This window comes from Amycolatopsis acidicola, assembly GCF_007713735.2.
GTDB classification, from domain to species: domain Bacteria; phylum Actinomycetota; class Actinomycetes; order Mycobacteriales; family Pseudonocardiaceae; genus Amycolatopsis_E; species Amycolatopsis_E acidicola.
Map to the genome: position 1 here is coordinate 54,557 of NZ_VMNW02000031.1, position 17,947 is coordinate 72,503.

The 17,947-nt window shown below is 68.7% G+C and carries 15 protein-coding genes; 10 read left to right on the top strand and 5 right to left on the bottom strand.

Translation table 11 applies throughout. From position 1 onward, the window contains the following. The first annotated feature begins 293 nt into the window (after nt 1-293). The 4 genes from FPZ12_RS21245 to FPZ12_RS21260 all read left to right on the top strand — a co-directional run bounded on the left by FPZ12_RS21245 (nt 294) and on the right by FPZ12_RS21260 (nt 4,557). A complete protein-coding gene (locus FPZ12_RS21245) occupies nt 294-746 on the top strand; it encodes a pyridoxamine 5'-phosphate oxidase family protein (RefSeq protein ID WP_144749188.1) in 453 nt (150 codons plus the stop codon). 67 nt (nt 747-813) lie between these two features. Continuing rightward, nucleotides 814-1,218, top strand: coding sequence for a VOC family protein (locus FPZ12_RS21250; protein WP_144749189.1), 405 nt, complete (start codon nt 814-816; stop codon nt 1,216-1,218). Nucleotides 1,219-1,225: 7 nt separating this feature from the next. Next, complete coding sequence (locus FPZ12_RS21255; RefSeq protein WP_144749190.1) at nt 1,226-2,014, top strand: alpha/beta fold hydrolase; 789 nt, start codon at nt 1,226-1,228, stop codon at nt 2,012-2,014. 140 nt (nt 2,015-2,154) lie between these two features. Continuing rightward, nucleotides 2,155-4,557 (top strand): alpha/beta hydrolase-fold protein, encoded by a 2,403-nt coding sequence (locus tag FPZ12_RS21260; RefSeq protein WP_144749191.1) that lies wholly within the window; start codon nt 2,155-2,157, stop codon nt 4,555-4,557. 43 nt (nt 4,558-4,600) lie between these two features. Here FPZ12_RS21260 and FPZ12_RS21265 read toward each other — a convergent pair whose 3' ends face one another. Next, the gene (locus tag FPZ12_RS21265) at nt 4,601-5,866 is read right to left on the bottom strand and encodes a DUF3500 domain-containing protein (RefSeq protein WP_144749192.1); all 1,266 of its coding nucleotides are present in this window, start codon (nt 5,864-5,866) and stop codon (nt 4,601-4,603) included. 340 nt (nt 5,867-6,206) lie between these two features. Between FPZ12_RS21265 and FPZ12_RS21270 the strand changes: the two genes are divergently transcribed. Then, nucleotides 6,207-6,485: an O-methyltransferase gene (locus FPZ12_RS21270; protein ID WP_208025940.1), complete on the top strand. Its 279-nt coding sequence runs from the start codon at nt 6,207-6,209 to the stop codon at nt 6,483-6,485. Here the strand turns inward: FPZ12_RS21270 and FPZ12_RS21275 are convergent. Genes FPZ12_RS21275 through FPZ12_RS21285 form a run of 3 tightly spaced genes read right to left on the bottom strand, consistent with a single transcriptional unit; the run spans nt 6,466 to nt 9,495 of the window. Continuing rightward, a complete protein-coding gene (locus FPZ12_RS21275; RefSeq protein WP_144749193.1) occupies nt 6,466-7,737 on the bottom strand; it encodes a cation:proton antiporter domain-containing protein in 1,272 nt (423 codons plus the stop codon). The two genes, FPZ12_RS21270 and FPZ12_RS21275, sit on opposite strands and share 20 nt — an antisense overlap. A gap of 5 nt (nt 7,738-7,742) precedes the next feature. Further along, nucleotides 7,743-9,245, bottom strand: coding sequence for a tryptophan 7-halogenase (locus FPZ12_RS21280; protein ID WP_144749194.1), 1,503 nt, complete (start codon nt 9,243-9,245; stop codon nt 7,743-7,745). Further along, the gene (locus tag FPZ12_RS21285) at nt 9,235-9,495 is read right to left on the bottom strand and encodes a phosphopantetheine-binding protein (RefSeq protein ID WP_144749195.1); all 261 of its coding nucleotides are present in this window, start codon (nt 9,493-9,495) and stop codon (nt 9,235-9,237) included. The genes FPZ12_RS21280 and FPZ12_RS21285 overlap by 11 nt, the downstream gene beginning before the upstream one ends. A gap of 287 nt (nt 9,496-9,782) precedes the next feature. On the opposite strand from FPZ12_RS21285, the gene FPZ12_RS21290 reads away from it, so the two are divergent. Further along, nucleotides 9,783-11,219 (top strand): amino acid permease, encoded by a 1,437-nt coding sequence (locus FPZ12_RS21290; protein WP_144749196.1) that lies wholly within the window; start codon nt 9,783-9,785, stop codon nt 11,217-11,219. 2 nt (nt 11,220-11,221) lie between these two features. Here the strand turns inward: FPZ12_RS21290 and FPZ12_RS21295 are convergent, their stop codons facing one another. Further along, nucleotides 11,222-12,037, bottom strand: coding sequence for a response regulator transcription factor (locus tag FPZ12_RS21295; protein WP_144749197.1), 816 nt, complete (start codon nt 12,035-12,037; stop codon nt 11,222-11,224). Between the two features lie 155 nt (nt 12,038-12,192). Here FPZ12_RS21295 and FPZ12_RS21300 point away from each other — a divergent pair, with 155 nt between their 5' ends. The 4 genes from FPZ12_RS21300 to FPZ12_RS21315 all read left to right on the top strand — a co-directional run bounded on the left by FPZ12_RS21300 (nt 12,193) and on the right by FPZ12_RS21315 (nt 17,939). Further along, nucleotides 12,193-13,896: an AMP-binding protein gene (locus tag FPZ12_RS21300; RefSeq protein WP_144749198.1), complete on the top strand. Its 1,704-nt coding sequence runs from the start codon at nt 12,193-12,195 to the stop codon at nt 13,894-13,896. A gap of 218 nt (nt 13,897-14,114) precedes the next feature. After that, nucleotides 14,115-14,639, top strand: a complete 525-nt coding sequence (locus FPZ12_RS21305) for a MarR family winged helix-turn-helix transcriptional regulator (RefSeq protein WP_144749199.1) — start codon at nt 14,115-14,117, stop codon at nt 14,637-14,639. Next, nucleotides 14,636-17,128, top strand: a complete 2,493-nt coding sequence (locus FPZ12_RS21310) for an MFS transporter (RefSeq protein WP_144749200.1) — start codon at nt 14,636-14,638, stop codon at nt 17,126-17,128. The genes FPZ12_RS21305 and FPZ12_RS21310 overlap by 4 nt, the downstream gene beginning before the upstream one ends. A 73-nt stretch (nt 17,129-17,201) precedes the next feature. Continuing rightward, nucleotides 17,202-17,939: a dienelactone hydrolase family protein gene (locus tag FPZ12_RS21315; protein ID WP_144749201.1), complete on the top strand. Its 738-nt coding sequence runs from the start codon at nt 17,202-17,204 to the stop codon at nt 17,937-17,939. The last annotated feature ends 8 nt before the right edge of the window (nt 17,940-17,947 follow it).

Genomic DNA, 17,947 nt, shown 5'->3' on the forward strand with positions numbered 1-17,947 from the left:
CGCCGGGCCGGTGCGGCGCGGCTTGCGGGGCCGCCGTCCACGACGCTATCGTGACCTATCGCGAACTATCGTGATCTATCGTGGTGTGGGTCACGCTAAGACCGGCCCGGCGCACTGTCAAGGCTCTGCTTCCGCCGCGGGACCGGCTTCGAACGTAAAGCCGGAGCAAGTGATCGGCCATGACCATCCGTGCATCCATTGGTTGCACGAATGGGCTCCCGCGGCGCCGGGCGGGTCCTTGACACTCGAAAAAACAGCGATATAGCTTCGATATATCGTTAAAGGAGAGGTCAATGACAGACAAGATCGATCTGACCGGGGTTCTCGCCGCCGCGATCGACAGCGCGATGGACCGAGGCCGCCCCTTCGTCGTGAGCGCCGTCGACGCCGACGGGAACCCGGCGGTGTCCTTCCGGGGCAGCACGTACGTCCATTCGCCGGACCAGCTCGCGATCTGGGTGCGCAAACAGGACGAGGGCCTGGCCGCGTACGTCGCCGCCAACCCGCGGCTGGCTTTGCTTTACTACGACCCGGAACAGGGTCCCGACCCGGCGACCTCGCCGCGCCGGCTCCTGATCAAGGGCCGGGCCAGGGTGGACCCCTCGGCCAACGACGCCGTCTACGCCGGCATCCCGGAAGTGGAGCGCGGGCGGGACAAGGAACGCCGGGGTGTCGCGCTCGTCATCGACGTCGACTCCGTCAACGGGTTCGGCGGTAGCGGGCCGATCAACCAGGCCCGTCCGTAGCTCTTCCCGGCGCGCGCTCCCGCCACTGTAACGATATGTCATGACAGATCAAGAAAGGACTGGGCTGATGACTGCTCCGGTCAAGCTCGCGCACACCATCCACCACGTCAACTTCCCGATCACCGATCCGGCGAAGACCGAGAAGTGGTACACCGAGGTCTTCGGGATGAGCCGGATCATCCCGAAGGGCCGGTCCGGTTCGGCGAACGCGCCGAAGATCCAGGCCCTGCTGATGACGCACGGCAACTTCGACCTGCACTTCAGCCCGGTCGAGCACATCGACCCCAAGACGCACTACCACTTCGCCATCGAGGTCGAGGACTTCGACGCGTTCCTGGCGCACCTGGACGCGCTCGGCGTGCACTACGACGAGCCCTACAGCAGGCCGCAGAACAACTCGCGCACCACGACCCTGCACGATCCCGACGGCCACCACGTCGAGATCACCCACCACGCGGACCGGACCTGGTAGGCCCGGCATGGTCAACGTGCACACCGACGAGTTCGACGTCTACTACGAGTCCCACGGCGAAGGTCCCGCGCTGGTGCTGCTGCACGGCGGCGGCGGAAACCACGCGGCGTGGTGGCAGCAGATCCCGCATTTCAGCGCGAAGTACCGGGTGCTCACGCTGGACCTGCCAGGGTTCGGACTGTCCAAAGTGAACAACGGGGTCTACGACACCGCGCTGCACCCGGCGGCGATCGAAGCGGTGCTCGACGACGCGGGCGTCGAGCGGGCGTTCATGGTCAGCCAGTCGCTCGGCGGCTACGGGCTGCTCAAGTACGCCACCACGCACCCCTCCCGGGTGGCGGGCGTCATCGTGACCAGCACGCTCGGCCCGATCGGGGACGAGATCTCCGAGCTCAACAAGATCGGGCGGCAGGCCGTCTCGCATCTGTCGGTCGCGGACTTCCTGCTCACCAAGGAGTTCCGCGAGAAGCAGCCGGAGAAGGTCGGCCTGTTCTTCCAGCTCGGCAGCTTCAACGAAACCGGGCCGGGCCGCCCGATCCGGATGAAGAACGCCCTCATCGGATCCGTTGCGGTGCAAGAGCTCCGCGAAGCGATCGAGGCGGGAATGCACGTCACGATCCTCGAAGGCGGCGCCGACGTGATGGTGTACCCGCCGGCGTACGCGCGGCTGCGGGAGCTGCTGCCGGAAGCCAACGTCCAGCTGGTCGAGGGTGCCCCGCACTCCGACTACTGGGAGAACCCCGACCGGTTCAACTCCGTCGTGGACGAGATCCTCGACCGCGTCTACCCCGCCTGACGAGCACGTGCCCGCGGGTTCCCCGGTGCCGCCGGGGAACCCGCCCGTAATCCCCTTCACGGAAAGGTCGTGGCAGGCCAGTGAGAAACCTCCGAAGGCGAGTGGCGTGCGCCAGTGCTGTCGCAGCTCTTGTGCTCTCGATGAGCGCAGCAGGGGCACCCGCTTTCGCCGGTTCCCCCAACCAGAACAGGCCGCAGGCTGGGCCCGCGGTGACGCACACGGGCACCGCGCCCACGGGCTACACCGTCACCTTCCGGTACTACGACCCCGACGCCACCCGGGTCCAGATCTCGGGCCAGTGGTATTTCGAGCCCCCGAACGGAAAACCGGGCGACCAGGTGCTCCCGGCCCAGTGGAAACCCGGGTACTACCAGCTCGGCTACCCCGACGGCGGGCCGACATCGACCTGGCCGACCGCGGACATGAAGGAAATCGGGAACAGCGGGATGTGGGAGTACACCACCCCGATGCCCAGCGGTTACTACGGCTACGGCTTCTACGTCGATTGCGGCAGCGACGATCCGCACGCCGCCGGGTGCGCCCAGGTGCCCGATCCGGCCAACCCGGCGTGGCAGCTGCCCGCCGACGTCGCCGGTGCCGGCTCGCTCAAGGGAAGTTACGTCTCCGTCCCCTCGGACGCGAACTTCCGCACCGAGGACGCGTCCTGGCTCGCGCCCGTCAAGAACGGCGGCACGCTCACGGCCGTCAGCTACCAGTCCGATCCGGCGCTGCTGCCCGCCGGTGCCGACCCGAAACGCCCGCTGGCGGTCTATCTGCCCCCGGGCTACGACCCGCATCGCTCAACGCCCTATCCGACCGTGTATCTCATCCACGGCCGTGAGTTCTATGACGCGCAATGGACCTCCGCCGGGGATCTCAAGAACATCATGGACAACCTGATCCTCGACGGGCTCATGGAACCGGCGGTCGTCGTGATGCCCGACTTCGACGGGTACAAGACCGCGTCGATCCAGCCGCCGGACGTCTGCGTCACCCAGCCCTCCGCGTGGCTGACACAGTTCGCGCAGGACATGACGGCCAACGTGATCCCCTACGTGCAGGCGCACTACGACGTCGCGAACTCGGCTTCCGGGCGGGCGCTCGCCGGGCTGTCGCAGGGCGGCTGCGTCGCGAACTCGTTGATGTTCAACGAGACCAGCGTGTTCGGGTACTACGGGATCATGAGCCCGGCCGCCGCCGTGCCCACCGTCGCGGAGGCCGAAGCGAAGCAGGCCGAGCTGCGGAAGGCGGGCATCATGGTCGGCGGCGGCTGGCAGGAGCCGATCCCGTCGGCCGAGCATCCGTCGTATCCCGCGCCCCGCACCGAGGTGGCGAACCTCCAGGCGGCGGGCGTCGGCGTCACCCCCGAGTTCGTGAACGGCGGGCACGCCTGGAACGTGTGGAGCGAGATGTTGCGGGACTTCCTGCGAACCGTCGCCTTCAAACCCGTCGTCGGCGGCGACCCGGACGCCACCCAGGCGAGCCAGACCGCAGCGATCAACATGGCGAAGGCGTCGGAGGGCATTCAACCTTATGTCGGCCAGCCCACGGAATTCCCCGTCACCACGGCATTGAAGACCGTGCCGAAGGGTGCCAAGATCACGTTCGTGCAGTGCGGTACGCCGTTCTGCGCCGGGATCTACACGCAGCTGCAGGCGGCGGCCCAGGCGATGGGTGTGTCACTGACCCAGGTGGCGCTCCCGGCCAACGCGGATGCCGGGGCGATCTCGTCGGCATTCGACTCCATTGTGGACAGCAAACCCGACGCGGTCATCGTGGCGGGGCTGGAGGTGTCGCAGTGGGCGAGTCAGGCGAAAGCGCTGCAGCAGCAGAAGATCCCGATCGTGACCACGGGTGTCAACGACGCCGCGGACTACGGAATCGTTGCCCCGCAAGAAGGCGAGCAGTGGCTGCAGCTGCTGGGCAAGCTGATGGCGGACTACGTCGAGGCGAAGGTCTCGTGCGTGCCCGGTTCGACGGCCACCTGCGCCGCCTCCACCGGGATCGCCGTCTACGACATGTCGGCGCTCGGGTTCACCGCGCCCATCGTCGGCACGTTCACCAGCGAGGCCGCCGCGGTCTGTACCGGCTGCACGACCCGCACGGTGGACCTGCCCGCCGCCGACATGGGGCCGGGCAAGGCGACGGCGGACATCGTGGCGGATCTGAAGGCCCACCCCGGGACGAGTGTGGTGGTGCTTCCGGTCAACCACGTGGCCACGGCGGACCTGCCCGCCGCGCTCGCGCAGGCCGGTCTGAAGGTCTCGATCGTCGGCTACGACCCGTCGGCGGACAACCTGCGGATGATCAAGGACGGTGCCCAGACCGCCGGCCTGGCCCAGGATTCGGCGATCGCGTCGTGGACGCTGCTGGACATCGCGGCACGCGAGATCACCGGGCAGCAGCTCGACAGCGCCGAAACCGCGGGGCTGCCGGTGATGCAGTTCCTTGCCAGTGGCGACATCACCTTCGATCCGGCGAAGGGATGGTCCGCGTATCCCGGCTACGCGGCCCGGTTCACCAGCCTCTGGACGCAGCAGTAGCCGTCGCGTGGGTGCGTCGTGCCGGCGCACCCACGCGAGCGCGTCACTGGTGGTGCGGGGAGGTGAGGTAGTGCTGGCGCAGCAGTTCGCGGCCGTAGTCGTTGCCGTTGGGCGTGCGGATGACGGAATGGATGTGCTGCTGAGTGGGGCCGTCCGCGCGGGTCTTGCCGTAGGCGCCGCCGAGTGGTCCGGCGGCCTGGCAGTCCACCTCGAGCCAGAGGACGGGGCTGTGGATGCGCAGGTAGAAGGGATCCGTCGCGCCGGTCCCGCCGATCCACGCGGCGTAGGTGTCGGTGAGGTGGGCGCGGATCTCGTTCATCCGGACCTTGGCGACGTCGGCCTTGCCGCGGTTGACGAACACCTCCGCGACGGCGAACAGTTTCTGCTGCTGCGCGGGATTCAGCGCGGTGGCGCGGATGCCGGCATACGCTTCCACGGCGTTGTCGGCGAAGGCGCCCGCCTTCATGTCCTCGTCGGCCTTGGTGGCGGAGATGATCGCGGTCTTCTGCTGGGCCGCGCTGAGGGACTGGATGAAGGCGAGGCTCGCGGCCACCTCCTCCTCGCAGGCGGTGACGGTGTCGCCGTCGATCTGCATCGAGGTGGGTTCGGTGCCCCAGAAGCACGGGCTCATCACGACCTGGCCGCCGAGCACGAAATAGTTGATCACCAGGTGGTGGCCGTCGAACTGGAAGCCCCACGGCTCGGTGGCCGAGGGGGTGCCCATGACGGTGAAGTAGTACAGCTCGTCGTTGAACACCGCGCTGTTGCCGACGAGCGTGCCGGCGGCTTTGTTGATGCGGCGGATGTTTTCGGTGGTCTGCAGCCCGTCGGCGCTGAGCGCGGACTGGAGCATCGCCGAGCCGAGGTTCTGCTGGTCGGTGGTGAGGTCGGCGAAGGAGACGCCCTGGCGGGGGAAGCCGCCGGGGTCGAGGTTGCTCCACAGGCGCCATTCCGTGGAGTGGATGGTGTACTGCGTTTTGGCCTTGAGGGTGTCGCCGAGTCCCGTGAGGAACGCCTGCGCGGCGGCGATGACCGGGGCCGTGTCGACGTGGTCGGAGTGGACCGTGAAGAGGTCGTCGATGCGGTTGCCGTCGGTGGTCAGGCCGAAGAAGTCCTCGGTGATCGTCTGGTTCTGGACGCCACCGCCGCCGCCGTTGCCGCCCTGGGGCGGGGTATCGGCCGCCGAGGCGATCCCGCCCCCTGTCATGGTGGCGACGGCCGCGGCACCACTGGCGAAGAACACCTTGCGCATGAAGTCACGGCGATCCGCCGCGCGCTGCTGTGGTTCCCCGGTCCCGAACTGGGTCATGCCCGTTCCTCTCGTGATCATCCGTAGTAAGCCCGGACGATCCTCGGCGCGCAAGCTGTGTACGGGTTGTGTGCGGTATAAGGGAAATCTGAGACGTCGTAACTCACAGGCGGGCCCCAGGCTCGCTGCCCGGCGGGCGCACCGGGAAACCTTGTGGGCGGGGCGGCTTTCTCTGCTCGCGCGGCGGTTTTTGTCCCGGATCGCCCGAATTCGCCTTGGCTGCCAGGAAGCGCATCTGGGCACAATGCCCGAGGCGTCTGGGATCTCGACCCGGGCACCGGACCGGTTTCGGCGAGGGGGCGCGTAGCACTCGGTCTTGCCGAGCCGATTGCTCCACCTCTTGACATTGCTCGGTCCCCAGGTCGAGATCCTCGAGGGTGATGCCAGGCGCACGCTTCGCCGGCGCTGGCCCGAGCCCATCGACCTCCTCTTCCTCGACGGCCCGGGCGGCCTCTACGTCGAGGTGCTGGCCATGCTCGAACCGGAACTCGCCGATGCGGCGGTCATCGTCGCCGACAACGCCGAGGCGCCCGGCTATCGCGACTACCTCACGGCACAGGAACGTTTCGTCTCCGTGCCGGTGGGGTCCCGGGTCGAGGTCACCCTGTTCGCTTCCTGACGTCACCGAGGCCGGAGCCCAGATCGGCGTCGTGGTCGCGCTGTACGCGCCAGTGCGGGTACACGAAGCGCAGCACGATCCCGGTCATCGCGGTGGTCACCAGTGCCATCACCACCATCAGCGAGTACAGGCTCCCGTCGAGCATGCCCAGCCGTAGGCCCACCGTCAGTGCGATCAGCTCGGTCAGACCCCGCGTGTTGACGAGCGCGGCCAGCACGGTGGCGTGGCGCGGCCGGATGCCGCTCGCCCGCGCGCCGAGGTACGCGCCGCCGAACTTGCCGCCGACCGCGACCACCAGCACGAGCCCCAGCTCACCGAGCAGCTGGCCATCCATAGTGGACAGATCGACGCCGAGCCCGGCCACCATGAAGAACACCGGCAGGAGCAGGACCGACGACACCCGCTCGACCCACGGCAGCACCCGCTCCCGCAGCGTGGCCGCCCCGCCCTTCGGCATCACCACGCCGAACAGGAAAGCCCCGAAGAACGCGTGCAACCCGAGCAGGTCGGTCACTTCCGCGGACACGAACAGGCCCGCCGCGAGCGCGAGGAACACCACTGCCGAAACCGCGGGCCCGCCGCGTCGCCCGTCAGCAGGGGCGGCCCGCGCCAGGAGCGGGCGGACCACCCACAGCATGACCACCGCGAACGGCACGATCAGCAGCACCTGCCAGCCGGACGTGACCTGGACCAGCGCCACCACGACGGCCAGCAGCGACCACGCGAGCACGTCGTCCACCGCCGCGATGGCGAGCGCGATCCCGCCGACCGGCGTGTCGATGAGCCCCTTGTCAGCCAGGATCCTTGCCAGCACGGGGAAAGCCGTCACCGACATCGCGGTGCCCATGAACAGCACGAACCCGAGCCGGTTCGGCGCGGGGTGGCTCGCGAACAGGTACCACGCCAGCGCCGCCCCACCCGCGAACGGCAGCGCGACCGCGCTGAGCGCCACCGTGGCCGCCGTCTTCGCGGTGCCGGCCAGCCGCCCGTGGTCGTACCTCAGCCCCACCAGGAACATGAACACGCACACCCCGATGTTCGCCAGCAGCGTGAGCCCGGGGCGCACCGTCGTGGGGAACAGGGCGCTGGTGACCGCGCCGTGGAACAGCGTGGGCCCCAGCAGGATCCCGCCGAGGATTTCGCCGACCACCGGCGGCTGCCCGGCCTTCTTCGCGAGAAAGCCGAGCAGCCGGGCCACGAGGACGATGACGAGCAGGCCCGCGACGAGTCGCGCGGCCGTTTCGGCGTCCACCCCGTTCAGCCGATCGCGTTCCAGCGCAGGCCGTCGGCAGTCGGGACGAGCCCGCCGGGGCGGACGGGGTTTTCCTTGGTGTGCACGCCGTACGCGCCGCGGCTCTGCACCTCGTTCATCCCCTGCATCACGTCGCTGACCACGCGTGTCCCGAACAGCTCGAACATCTTCTCGCCGCTTTCGGTCTGCATGGTCCCGGTGCGGTCGACGGCGTCGACCAGGTTCTTGCTGGACTCGCGGAACCGTTGCCGCACGGCGTCTCCGTCGGTCAGCGCCTCCTCGCCGGAAGCGACGCCGCCGACGAGCGTGACGAACGCCTCGACGTCGCCTTCGGTGAAGTTGGTGACCTTGCGCGCCTTCCAGAAGTAAGAGTCCTCATTGGACTGCATGTCGTAGAAGGAGCTGAGGAACTCGTAGAACACGCCGAACTCGCGCCGGTAGCGGGCTTCGAACTCGGCGAACGCCTGGTCTTCCCCGAGTTCTCCGGCCAGCACGGTGTTGATCGAACGCGCGGCCAGCAGCCCGGCGTAGGTGGCCAGGTGCACGCCGGTGGAGAACACCGGGTCGATGAAGCAGGCGGCGTCGCCGACGAGGACCATTCCGGGGCCGGTGAAGGATTCGCTGGTGTAGGAGTAGTCCTTGCGCACCCGGATTTCGCCGTAGGTCCCGGTTTTCACCCTGGTCGCGTCGGTGAGCATGTCCCGCACGATCTCGCAGCGGTCGATGAACCCGTGCAGCGACTTTTCCCGTTCCTCCTGCGTGCCACGGACTTTGTCGGCCTGGTCGCGGTGCACGACGGCGCCGACGCTGGTCAGCGTGTCCGAGAGCGGGATGTACCAGAGCCAGCCCTCGTCGAAGGCCGCGCACAGGATGTTGCCCGCGTCCGGCCCCGGTAAGCGCTTTCCGCCTTCGAAGTAGCCGAACAGGGCGAGATTGCGGAAGAAGTCGGAGTGGATCCGCTTGCCGCTCGCGTGGGAGTGCAGGCGGCTGCTGTTGCCGGACGCGTCCACCACGTACTTCGCTTCGATGGTCCGCTCGGTACCGGATTCGTCGACATACCGCACGCCCGTCACGCGCCCGTCGGTGACGATCGCCTCGCGCACTGAGCACTCTTCCCGGACGTCGACGCCGAGCCGCTGCGCGTTGCGCACCAGGATCTCGTCGAACTTCATCCGCTCGACCTGGTAGGCCGTGGAGTTCTGGGCGGAAAGCCGTGGTGAGAGGGCGAACAGGAAGTTCCACGGCCGGGGATTGGTGCCCCAGCGGAAACTCCCGCCGCGTTTGACGGTGAAGCCCGCCTTCTCGATCTCCTCGGTCACCCCGAGCATCCGGCAGACGCCGTGGATCGTGGCGGGCAGCAGCGATTCCCCGATCTGGTACCGCGGCAGTTTTTCCTTCTCCAGCAACGTGACGCGATGGCCCGCCATGGCGACGAGCGAGGCCGTGGTGGACCCGCCCGGCCCGCCGCCGACGACCACGACGTCGGCCTGCCCGGGTTCATCCGGCATTTTCGTCCCCCAGTGACTTGTCGTTGAGCAGTTTGTGCCAGCCGCGGATGGTGGGTTCCATGGCGAGCTGCACGAAGTTGATCGAGACGCCCTCGGTGCGCCACCGCTCCAGCAGGTGCATCACGCGGATGGAGTCCAGGCCCGCTTCGACCAGATCGTCTTCGTCGCCCACCTCGTCGGTGCCGGCCTGCAGAATCCCGAGCACGTCGGCCCGGACGCGGTCCAGCGTCAGCGTTCTCTCTTCGCCCATGGGGGCAGATTAAACCTTAGGGAAGGCTTGCCTAACAAGTCTGAAGCGAAAAATCTTCGCAGCTGAACCCGGGTTAGTCCGTGTCCTCGCGCACGGCGCCGAAGGTACGGGCTCTCCCTGTGCGGACAGGAACATCGAGCTGAGGGGCGGTGCCCGGTACCGGACACCGGCCCGGCGTACACCCGCCCGGCGCGGATGTGATCATCTCGGGTTTGACAGGCGCACGGGAGGTACCTGCCGTCCTGCCCTGATTGACCCTTTCCTACAGTCTGGGCGAGGTGTCGGCGATGAGGAGGGGTTTCGGCGTGGGCCAGCGAGCGGCCGTGGAGTACCGGAAAGGCCTGGGTACCCGGCACATCACCATGATCGCGATCGGCGGGGCGATCGGGGTCGGGCTGTTCCTCGGCTCCGGGAAGGCGCTGCACCAGGTCGGGCCCGGGCTGATCCTGATCTACGCGATCGCCGGCGTGGTGATCTTCCTGGTGATGCGCGCGCTGGGCGAGATGCTGATGTACCGGCCGGTCAGCGGTTCGTTCGCGGAGTACGCGGGCGAGTTCGTCGGGCGCTGGGCGCGGTTCGCCACGGGCTGGGCGTACTGGCTGGTGTGGATCGTGACCGGGATGGCCGAGATCACGGCCGTCGGCGAGTACTTCCAGTACTGGTTCCCGGGCGTTCCACAGTGGATTCCCGCGCTGGGCGCGCTGCTCGTGCTCAGCGCCGTCAACCTGGTCGCGGTGAAGGCGTTCGGGGAGCTGGAGTTCTGGTTCGCGCTGATCAAGGTGGTCGCGATCCTCGCGCTGATCGTGCTGGCGATCGCGATACTGGCGTTCGGGTTCAGCGACATCGGGGAAAGCGCTTCGCTGAGCAACATCTGGTCGCACGGCGGGCTGTTCCCGAACGGCGCCGGTGCCGCGATGCTGGCCTTCCAGATCGTCATGTTCGCCTTCGTGGGCGTGGAGCTCGTCGGGCAGACGGCCAGTGAGAGCGCCGAGCCGCGGAAAGTCCTGCCGCGCGCGATCAACTCCGTCATGTGGCGGATCCTGATCTTCTACGTCGGCGCGCTGCTCGCCCTGTGCGCGCTCGTGTCGTGGGACCAGTTCTCCGCTGACGGCAGCCCGTTCGTGCAGGCGTTCACGCTGATCGGCATCCCGGCCGCGGCGGGCGTGGTGAACTTCGTGGTGACCACGGCGGCACTGTCCTCTTGCAACAGCGGGATCTACTCCACGAGCCGGATGCTGCGGACACTCGCGGAGAACGGCCAGGCCCCGGGCACGATCGGGCGGCTGAGTGCGCGCGCGGTGCCGGCGAGGGCGATCGGGGTGACGTTCGTGGCGATGCTGATCGGGGTGGCGCTGAACTTCTTCGTGCCCGAGGAGGCCTTCACCTACATCACCAGCGCCAGCACCGTGGGCGCGATCTTCACCTGGGCGATGATCGTGCTCGCGCACCTCGGCTACCGGCGCAAGGTCGCCGCCGGCGCGATCCCCGGAGGCCGGTTCCGGATGCCGTGGTCACCGTGGTCGAACTACCTCGTGCTGGCTTTTCTGGCGATGGTCGTGGTGCTGCTGGGGTTCGACGAGGACACCCGGATCGCCCTCTACATCACGCCGCCGCTGGCGATCGCGATCGGCATCGGTTACGTGGTCTCGAATCGCCGGACCCCGCCGCCCGGACCGCGGGCGGGCACCGAGATCAGTGCGCCGGGCGGCGTCGCCGGAAACTGACCTCAAAGCAACCCGAGCCGCCGGGCCGCGTGCACGGCGGCCGTGCGGTTGCCGACGCCGAGCTTGCGCATGGCGCTGCGGAGGTACGCGCGCACGGTCTCGGTGCTCAGGCCGAGCGTGTGCGCCGCGTCGGCGTTCGTCATGCCGACGGCGATCAGCTCGAGCACTTCCCGCTCGCGCGGCGCGAGGGGCGGGACTTCCGTGCCGGGACGCCGGAGCTCGGTGATCCCGCGCAGATCGCTGATCAGATGTTCGAGGCGGCGTCGCAGGGTTTCGTCACCGGTCGTGCGGGCCAGCTCGGCGAGCTCCCCGACGGCGGCCTGGGTGTGGGGGAGGGCCGGTTCCGGCGCGGGGAGTTCGGCCAGTTCCCGTTCCAGGGTGGCCCCGAAGGCGGCGGCGTGGTCGAGGATGGTGCGGCCGATGCGGTGGCCGCCGCGGACGGCGCCGTAGATGATGCCGCCGACCGCACCGCCGACCTTGATCGGCAGCGCCACGATCGCCGAGAGTCGTTCTTGCCGGACCACGATTTCGTCGAAGTCATGGGTGATCGCGGGAGTCGAGGCGTAGTCCGACACCGTGCGGAGCCTGCCCGAGGCCAGCGCCCAGCCGCCGAGCCCGCGGCCGCTGGCGACCCGGAGGTCGAGCAGCGAATCCCCGATCGTGCCACGCTGGTGGGCGATGCGTAGCTCGTGGCTCTGGGACCTCCCGGCGGTGGCGCCGCCGAACACGGTGGGCAGGCCGGTGACCCGCTGGAACTGGCGCAGGCGCAGCCCGATCAGCCGCTCGGTGGCCCGCGCGGGCGAAGCGTCGTCGTCCATGAACCCTCCTCTCGCGCCACGCGCGTCCTGTCTACCCCTTTACGGGGGTATTCGCGCCGCTGGAGCCCCTGCGAGTCTTGAGGGGCGAACCCCCGGAGTGGTCCTGCACGCCCCAGCGCAGAGGCAGCACCACCGACCCTTCGACGGAGTGAACGATGGCAACCACCACCGACGTCTACCGCCAGGCCCGCGACCTCCTGCAGGACCTCTCGCAGGACTACGGTAAGGCAGTAGCGGAGTTCCGCTGGCCCGACCTCGGCGAACGCTTCAACTGGGCGGTCGACTGGTTCGACGCGATCGCCCGCGGCGTGGAGCGGACGGCGCTGTGGATCGTCGAGGAGGACGGGTCCGAGGCCCGCTACTCCTTCGACGAGATGGCCCGCCGGTCCGACCAGGTCGCGGCGCACCTCTCGGCGCACGGCGTCGGCCGTGGCGACAAGGTGCTGCTCATGCTCAACAACCAGGTCGAGCTGTGGGACTGCATGCTCGCGGTGATGAAGCTGGGCGCGGTGATCCTGCCGACCACGACCGCGCTCGGGCCCGCCGAGCTCAACGACCGCATCGGCCGCGGCGGGGCAGCGCACGTCGTGGTGAACGCGGCCGACACGGCCAAATTCGACGACGTCCCCGGCGCGTACACCCGGTTCGTGGTCGGTGCCGCGACGCCGGGCTGGGTCCCCGTGAACGAGGCGTACGACCGGGAAGTCCCGCCAGCCGAGCACCCGGGGACGGCGCCGTCGGACCCGCAGCTGCTGTACTTCACCTCCGGCACCACGAGCCTGCCCAAGCTCGTCGAGCACACCCAGGTCTCGTATCCGGTGGGCCACCTCGCGACGTCGTTCTGGGTGGCCGCGAAACCCGGCGACGTGCACCTCAACATCTCCTCGCCCGGCTGGGCGAAGCACGCCTGGAGCTGTTTCTTCGCGCCGTGGATCGCCGAGGCGACGATCTTCGTCTACAACTACTCCCGGTTCGACGCCGCGGCGCTGCTCGGGCAGATCCGCCGCGCCGGGGTCAACACCTTCTGCGCCCCGCCGACCGTGTGGCGCATGCTGATCAAGGCCGACCTCTCCGGCGGCCCCGGCGAGCTGCGGCAGCTGCTGTCCGCGGGCGAGCCGCTCAACCCCGAGGTGATGGACCAGGTCCGCGCGGCGTGGGGGCTGACGATCCGGGACGGCTACGGGCAGACCGAGCTGCCGCTCGCGGTGGGCAACGTGCCGGGCATGCCGGTGAAACCGGGATCGATGGGGCTGCCGCTGCCCGGGGTGCCGATCGTGCTGGTCGACCCGGTGACCGGGAAGGAGGCGCCGGAAGGGGAGATCTGCGTGGATCTTTCGCGGCGCCCGATGAGCCTGATGACCGGCTACCAGGGCGATCCCGAGCGCAACGCCGAGGCCATGGCGGGCGGCTACTACCACACCGGTGACGTCGCTTCCCGCGACGAGGACGGCTACATCTTCTACGTCGGCCGCACCGACGACGTGTTCAAGGCTTCGGACTACAAGATCTCCCCGTTCGAGCTGGAGAGCGTGCTGATCGAGCACCCCGCCGTCGCCGAGGCGGCGGTCGTGCCGGCCCCGGACGAGCTGCGGCTGGCCGTCCCCAAGGCCTACATCGCGCTCGCCCCGGGGTACGAGCCCGGGCGGGAAACGGCGTTCGAGATCCTGCGCCACGCCCGCGAGAAGCTCGCGCCGTACCAGCGGGTGCGGCGCATCGAGTTCTACGAGCTGCCGAAGACGATCTCCGGCAAGATCCGCCGCGTCGACCTGCGCAGCAGGGAAGAGCACGTGGCCACGGGCCGGGAAACCACCGGCGAATACCGCGACGACCAGTTCCCGGAGCTCAAGTCGCAAGGCTGAGCTCTCGCCCGTAGCGGTCCCCAGAAGCGCGTCGAATTCTTCGACGCGCTTCTGTCGTTTCCAGCCCGCGAACCCTTCGTCTCCAGCGCTACGGAAAGTAGCGGCAGTGGTCTGCCCCACACCCGCAGTTATTTGGTTGCCGCAAGCAACGGAGTGGGTGCATACTTGCTTGAAGCAACTAGTTGCAGCTGCCAAATAAGACGAAGGTGATGATCGACATGACGCCTGTGGCACCGGAAGGGGTGTTCTCCGCGGCCGAACTTGACGTCGCGGACGAGCTCGGCGTCCAGCTGATCCGGTTGGTGGGCCTGGTCGCCAAGAGCAGGCCGCAGGTCGTTGCGGCGGGTCCGGGCGGGATCGAGCAGGCCGCCTACGCGATCCTGCTCCACCTGATCCACGAGGGCCCGCAGCGCATCAGCAAGATCGCCGACGCGCTGCACTCGGAGATCTCCACGGTCAGCAGGCAGGGCAGCGCGCTGGTGCGGCACGGCCTTGCCGAGCGCCGGGCCGATCCGGAGGACGGCAGGGCCTACCTGCTGGTCCCCACGCTCGAGGGGTTGCGGGTCTTCGAGGAGAACCGCAAGCGGCGCAACAAATGGCTGGCCGGGGCGCTGGCCGGGTGGTCGCAGGAGGACCGCGAGGTCCTGGCCGCGTTGCTGGGCCGGCTCACCACCGGCATCGAGGGATTGATTCCACAGTTCGCCGACGCGACGTCGGCACAGGGTGAAAGGGCGGGCTCATGACGAGCGCAATCCGGGTCGAGGCGGAGGAAGGACCGCGGCTGAGTTACCGGCAGATCCTGACGATCCTGTCGGGGCTGATCCTCGGCATGTTCCTCGCGGCGCTGGACCAGACGATCGTGAGTACCGCGATCGTCCGGATCGCCAACGACCTCAACGGTTTCGACATGCAGGCGTGGGCGACGACGGCGTACCTGATCACGTCGACGATCGCGACGCCGCTGTACGGCAAGCTTTCCGACATCTACGGCCGCAAGCCGTTCTTCCTCATCGCGATCTCGATCTTCGTGGTCGGGTCGTTCGCGTGCACGTTCTCGACGTCGATGACGATGCTCGCGGTGTTCCGCGCCTTCCAGGGTCTCGGTGCCGGTGGCCTGATGTCGCTGGCGCTGACGATCATCGGCGACATCGTGCCGCCGCGTGAGCGTTCGCGTTACCAGGGCTACTTCATGGCCGTGTTCGGCACCTCGACGGTGCTGGGCCCGGTGCTGGGCGGCCTGCTCTCGGGGCAGGACCTGATCGCGGGTATCGCCGGGTGGCGCTGGGTCTTCCTGATCAACGTCCCGATCGGCATCATCGCGCTGTTCGTCGTGGCGAAGGTGCTCAACGTCCCGCACACGCCGCGCAAGGCGCGCGTGGACTGGTTCGGTGGTCTCGGGCTGGTGGTCGCGGTGGTGCCGCTGCTGCTGGTGGCCGAGCAGGGCCGCACGTGGGGCTGGGGCTCGACAGGTTCGCTGATCTGCTACGCGATTTCCGTGGTCGGTGTGGCGTTGTTCCTCTTCATCGAGCACAAGATGAAGGACGACGCGCTGATTCCGTTGCGGCTGTTCAAGAACGCGACGTTCAGCGTCGCGATCCTCGGCGGCATCATCGTCGGTGTCGCGATGTTCGGTGGCCTCACGATGATCCCGCAGTACTACCAGGTCGTCGGCGGCTACAGCGCCACGCAGTCGGGGCTGCTGATGCTGCCGCTGGTGCTGGGCATCATGTCGGGTTCGCTGATCTCGGGCCAGGTCACGGCGCGCACCGGCCGCTACAAGTTCCTGCCGGTGCTCGGGACCGCGCTGGTCACGGTCGGCATGCTGCTGCTCGCCACGTTGCTGAAGTACGACAGCGCGTTGTGGGAGCCGATGGGGTTCTCGCTCATCGTCGGCCTCGGTCTCGGCCTGTGCATGCAGACCCTGACCATCGCGGTGCAGAACGCGGGGCCGCGCAAGGACATGGGCGTCTCGACGGCGTCGGCGACGTTCTTCCGGCAGCTGGGCGGCACGCTCGGTGTCGCGGTCTTCCTGACCATCCTGTTCAACGCGCTGCCGGGCAAGCTGACCGCGGCGTTCGGCGGGCACCTGCCCGCGGGCGTCTCGAGCAGCGGGCTCTCGACCAACACCAGCGGGATCCAGAGCCTCCCGGACGCGGTGAAGATCCCGGTGCTGGACGGGTTCACCAACTCGATGTCGGTCGTGTTCTGGGTCGCCGCCGGGGTCGCGCTGCTGGCGTTCCTCGTGCTGCTGTTCCTGAAGGAGATCCCGCTCAAGGACAGCAAGGCCGAGCCGCAGGCTCCGGAACCGTTGCCACAGAAGACGAATCCGGCGGTCGCTCAGGCCGAACCCGAGCGCGAGCTGGTGGCGGCCGGACGGCACGCGCTGGTGGACACCAACGGACACGGGGTGTACGAACCCGCGGCGCGGACAGCGCCTTTGGCCCTCGCGGCAACGGAAATGGGCAGCCCGGTGGACGCCACCGGCCAGCCCGTCACCGGGTCGGTGCGTGGGCAGGGCGGTTCACCGGTGCCGGGCGCGGCGCTCACGCTGATCGACCAGCGGGGCCGTCAGGTCGCGCGGGCCACGGCGGACGGAAACGGTTACACCATCGGCACTCCAGGGCCGGGGACGTACGTGCTGATCGTCTCGGCGACGGGGTACCAGCCGCAGGCGGCCAACGTGGTCGTCGGCCGGACTCCGGCTTGGCTGGACGTGACGCTGGCCGGTTCGAGCGAGCTTTCGGGCTTCGTTCGCGACGCGGGCGGCACGCCGCTGGCCGGTGCGACGGTGACTCTGACCGACTCGCGCGGTGAGGTCGCCGGCGCGTCGGTCACCACCGGCGAAGGCGGCTACGTCTTCACCGGGATCAGCGCCGGTACCTACACCCTGGTCGCCAGCGCGGCACGGAGGCGGCCCGCGGCCACGATGCTGACCGTTCCGGACAGCGGCGTGCTCACGCACGATGTCGAGCTGGCCCCGGCGATCGTGCTGACCGGGACGGCGCGTGCGGGCGGTGAGCGGGTGATCCCCGACGCCCGGATCGCGGTGCTGGACCCGGCCGGGGAAGTCGCGGCGGTGACCACGACCGACGCCGAAGGTCACTACGTGGTCAGTGATCTGCCCGAAGGCGAGTACACCGTCGTCGCGAGTGGTTACCCACCGGCGAGCAGCCAGCTTTTGCTGACTTCCGGCGAAGCCACGCACGACGTGTGGCTCGGGTACGACAAGTAACACGGGAACAGCTGCCCGGGGCCGGAATGGCCCCGGGCAGTTCGCGTCGGGGGATCGGCGCTAGTTTCGGAGTATGCGCCTGGACGTGCGAATCCCCGCTCCCGAAGGTCACAGCAACGGAACACTCCATCTCCCCGAAGGCGACGGGCCCTGGCCCGGCGTGCTCCTCTATCCCGACGCGGGCGGTGCCCGCGAAGTCATCCGCGTGATGGGCGACCGGCTCGCGAGCATGGGTTATGTCGCTCTGGTGCCGGATATCTATTACCGCGCGGGCGATTGGGCCCCGTTCGACGTCGCCGAGATCTTCACCGTCCCCGAGGAGCGGGCCCGGCTGGGCACCCTCGCCGCACCGCTCACGAATGACGTGATCGTCGCCGATGGCCACGCCTACGCGGACTTTCTGCTCGCGCGGCCCGAGGTGACCGGTTCCGCGATCGGCACCACCGGGTACTGCCTCGGCGGCCGGATGTCGTTCGTCGCGGCGACCGGGCTGGGCGGCAAGATCGCCGCAGCCGCGTCGTTCCACGGAGGCGGCCTGGCCGTCGCCGACGACCAGTCGAGCCCGCACCTGGCCGCGGACAGGATCACGGCCGCGGTTTACGTCGCGGGCGCCAAGGACGACAGGCATTTCACGCCGGAGCAGGCGGAGTTGCTGGAGAGCGCCCTCACCAAGGCGGGCGTCGAGCACACGGTCGAGTTCTACCCGGCGGAGCACGGTTTCGCCGTGGCGGACAACCCCACGCACGACCCCGCCGCCGAAGCCCGGCACTGGCAAGCACTCACCACGCTGTACGGCGCCCACCTCGGCTGAGATCCGCT

Excerpts from the sequence above, each read along its gene's own strand:
- FPZ12_RS21245 (WP_144749188.1), top strand. The coding sequence starts at position 294 with ATGACAGACAAGATCGATCTGACCGGGGTTCTCGCCGCCGCGATCGAC.
- FPZ12_RS21250 (WP_144749189.1), top strand. The coding sequence starts at position 814 with ATGACTGCTCCGGTCAAGCTCGCGCACACCATCCACCACGTCAACTTC.
- FPZ12_RS21255 (WP_144749190.1), top strand. The coding sequence starts at position 1,226 with ATGGTCAACGTGCACACCGACGAGTTCGACGTCTACTACGAGTCCCAC.
- FPZ12_RS21260 (WP_144749191.1), top strand. The coding sequence starts at position 2,155 with ATGAGCGCAGCAGGGGCACCCGCTTTCGCCGGTTCCCCCAACCAGAAC.
- FPZ12_RS21265 (WP_144749192.1), bottom strand. The coding sequence starts at position 5,866 with ATGACCCAGTTCGGGACCGGGGAACCACAGCAGCGCGCGGCGGATCGC.
- FPZ12_RS21280 (WP_144749194.1), bottom strand. The coding sequence starts at position 9,245 with ATGCCGGATGAACCCGGGCAGGCCGACGTCGTGGTCGTCGGCGGCGGG.
- FPZ12_RS21285 (WP_144749195.1), bottom strand. The coding sequence starts at position 9,495 with ATGGGCGAAGAGAGAACGCTGACGCTGGACCGCGTCCGGGCCGACGTG.
- FPZ12_RS21290 (WP_144749196.1), top strand. The coding sequence starts at position 9,783 with ATGAGGAGGGGTTTCGGCGTGGGCCAGCGAGCGGCCGTGGAGTACCGG.
- FPZ12_RS21295 (WP_144749197.1), bottom strand. The coding sequence starts at position 12,037 with ATGGACGACGACGCTTCGCCCGCGCGGGCCACCGAGCGGCTGATCGGG.
- FPZ12_RS21300 (WP_144749198.1), top strand. The coding sequence starts at position 12,193 with ATGGCAACCACCACCGACGTCTACCGCCAGGCCCGCGACCTCCTGCAG.
- FPZ12_RS21305 (WP_144749199.1), top strand. The coding sequence starts at position 14,115 with ATGACGCCTGTGGCACCGGAAGGGGTGTTCTCCGCGGCCGAACTTGAC.
- FPZ12_RS21310 (WP_144749200.1), top strand. The coding sequence starts at position 14,636 with ATGACGAGCGCAATCCGGGTCGAGGCGGAGGAAGGACCGCGGCTGAGT.
- FPZ12_RS21315 (WP_144749201.1), top strand. The coding sequence starts at position 17,202 with ATGCGCCTGGACGTGCGAATCCCCGCTCCCGAAGGTCACAGCAACGGA.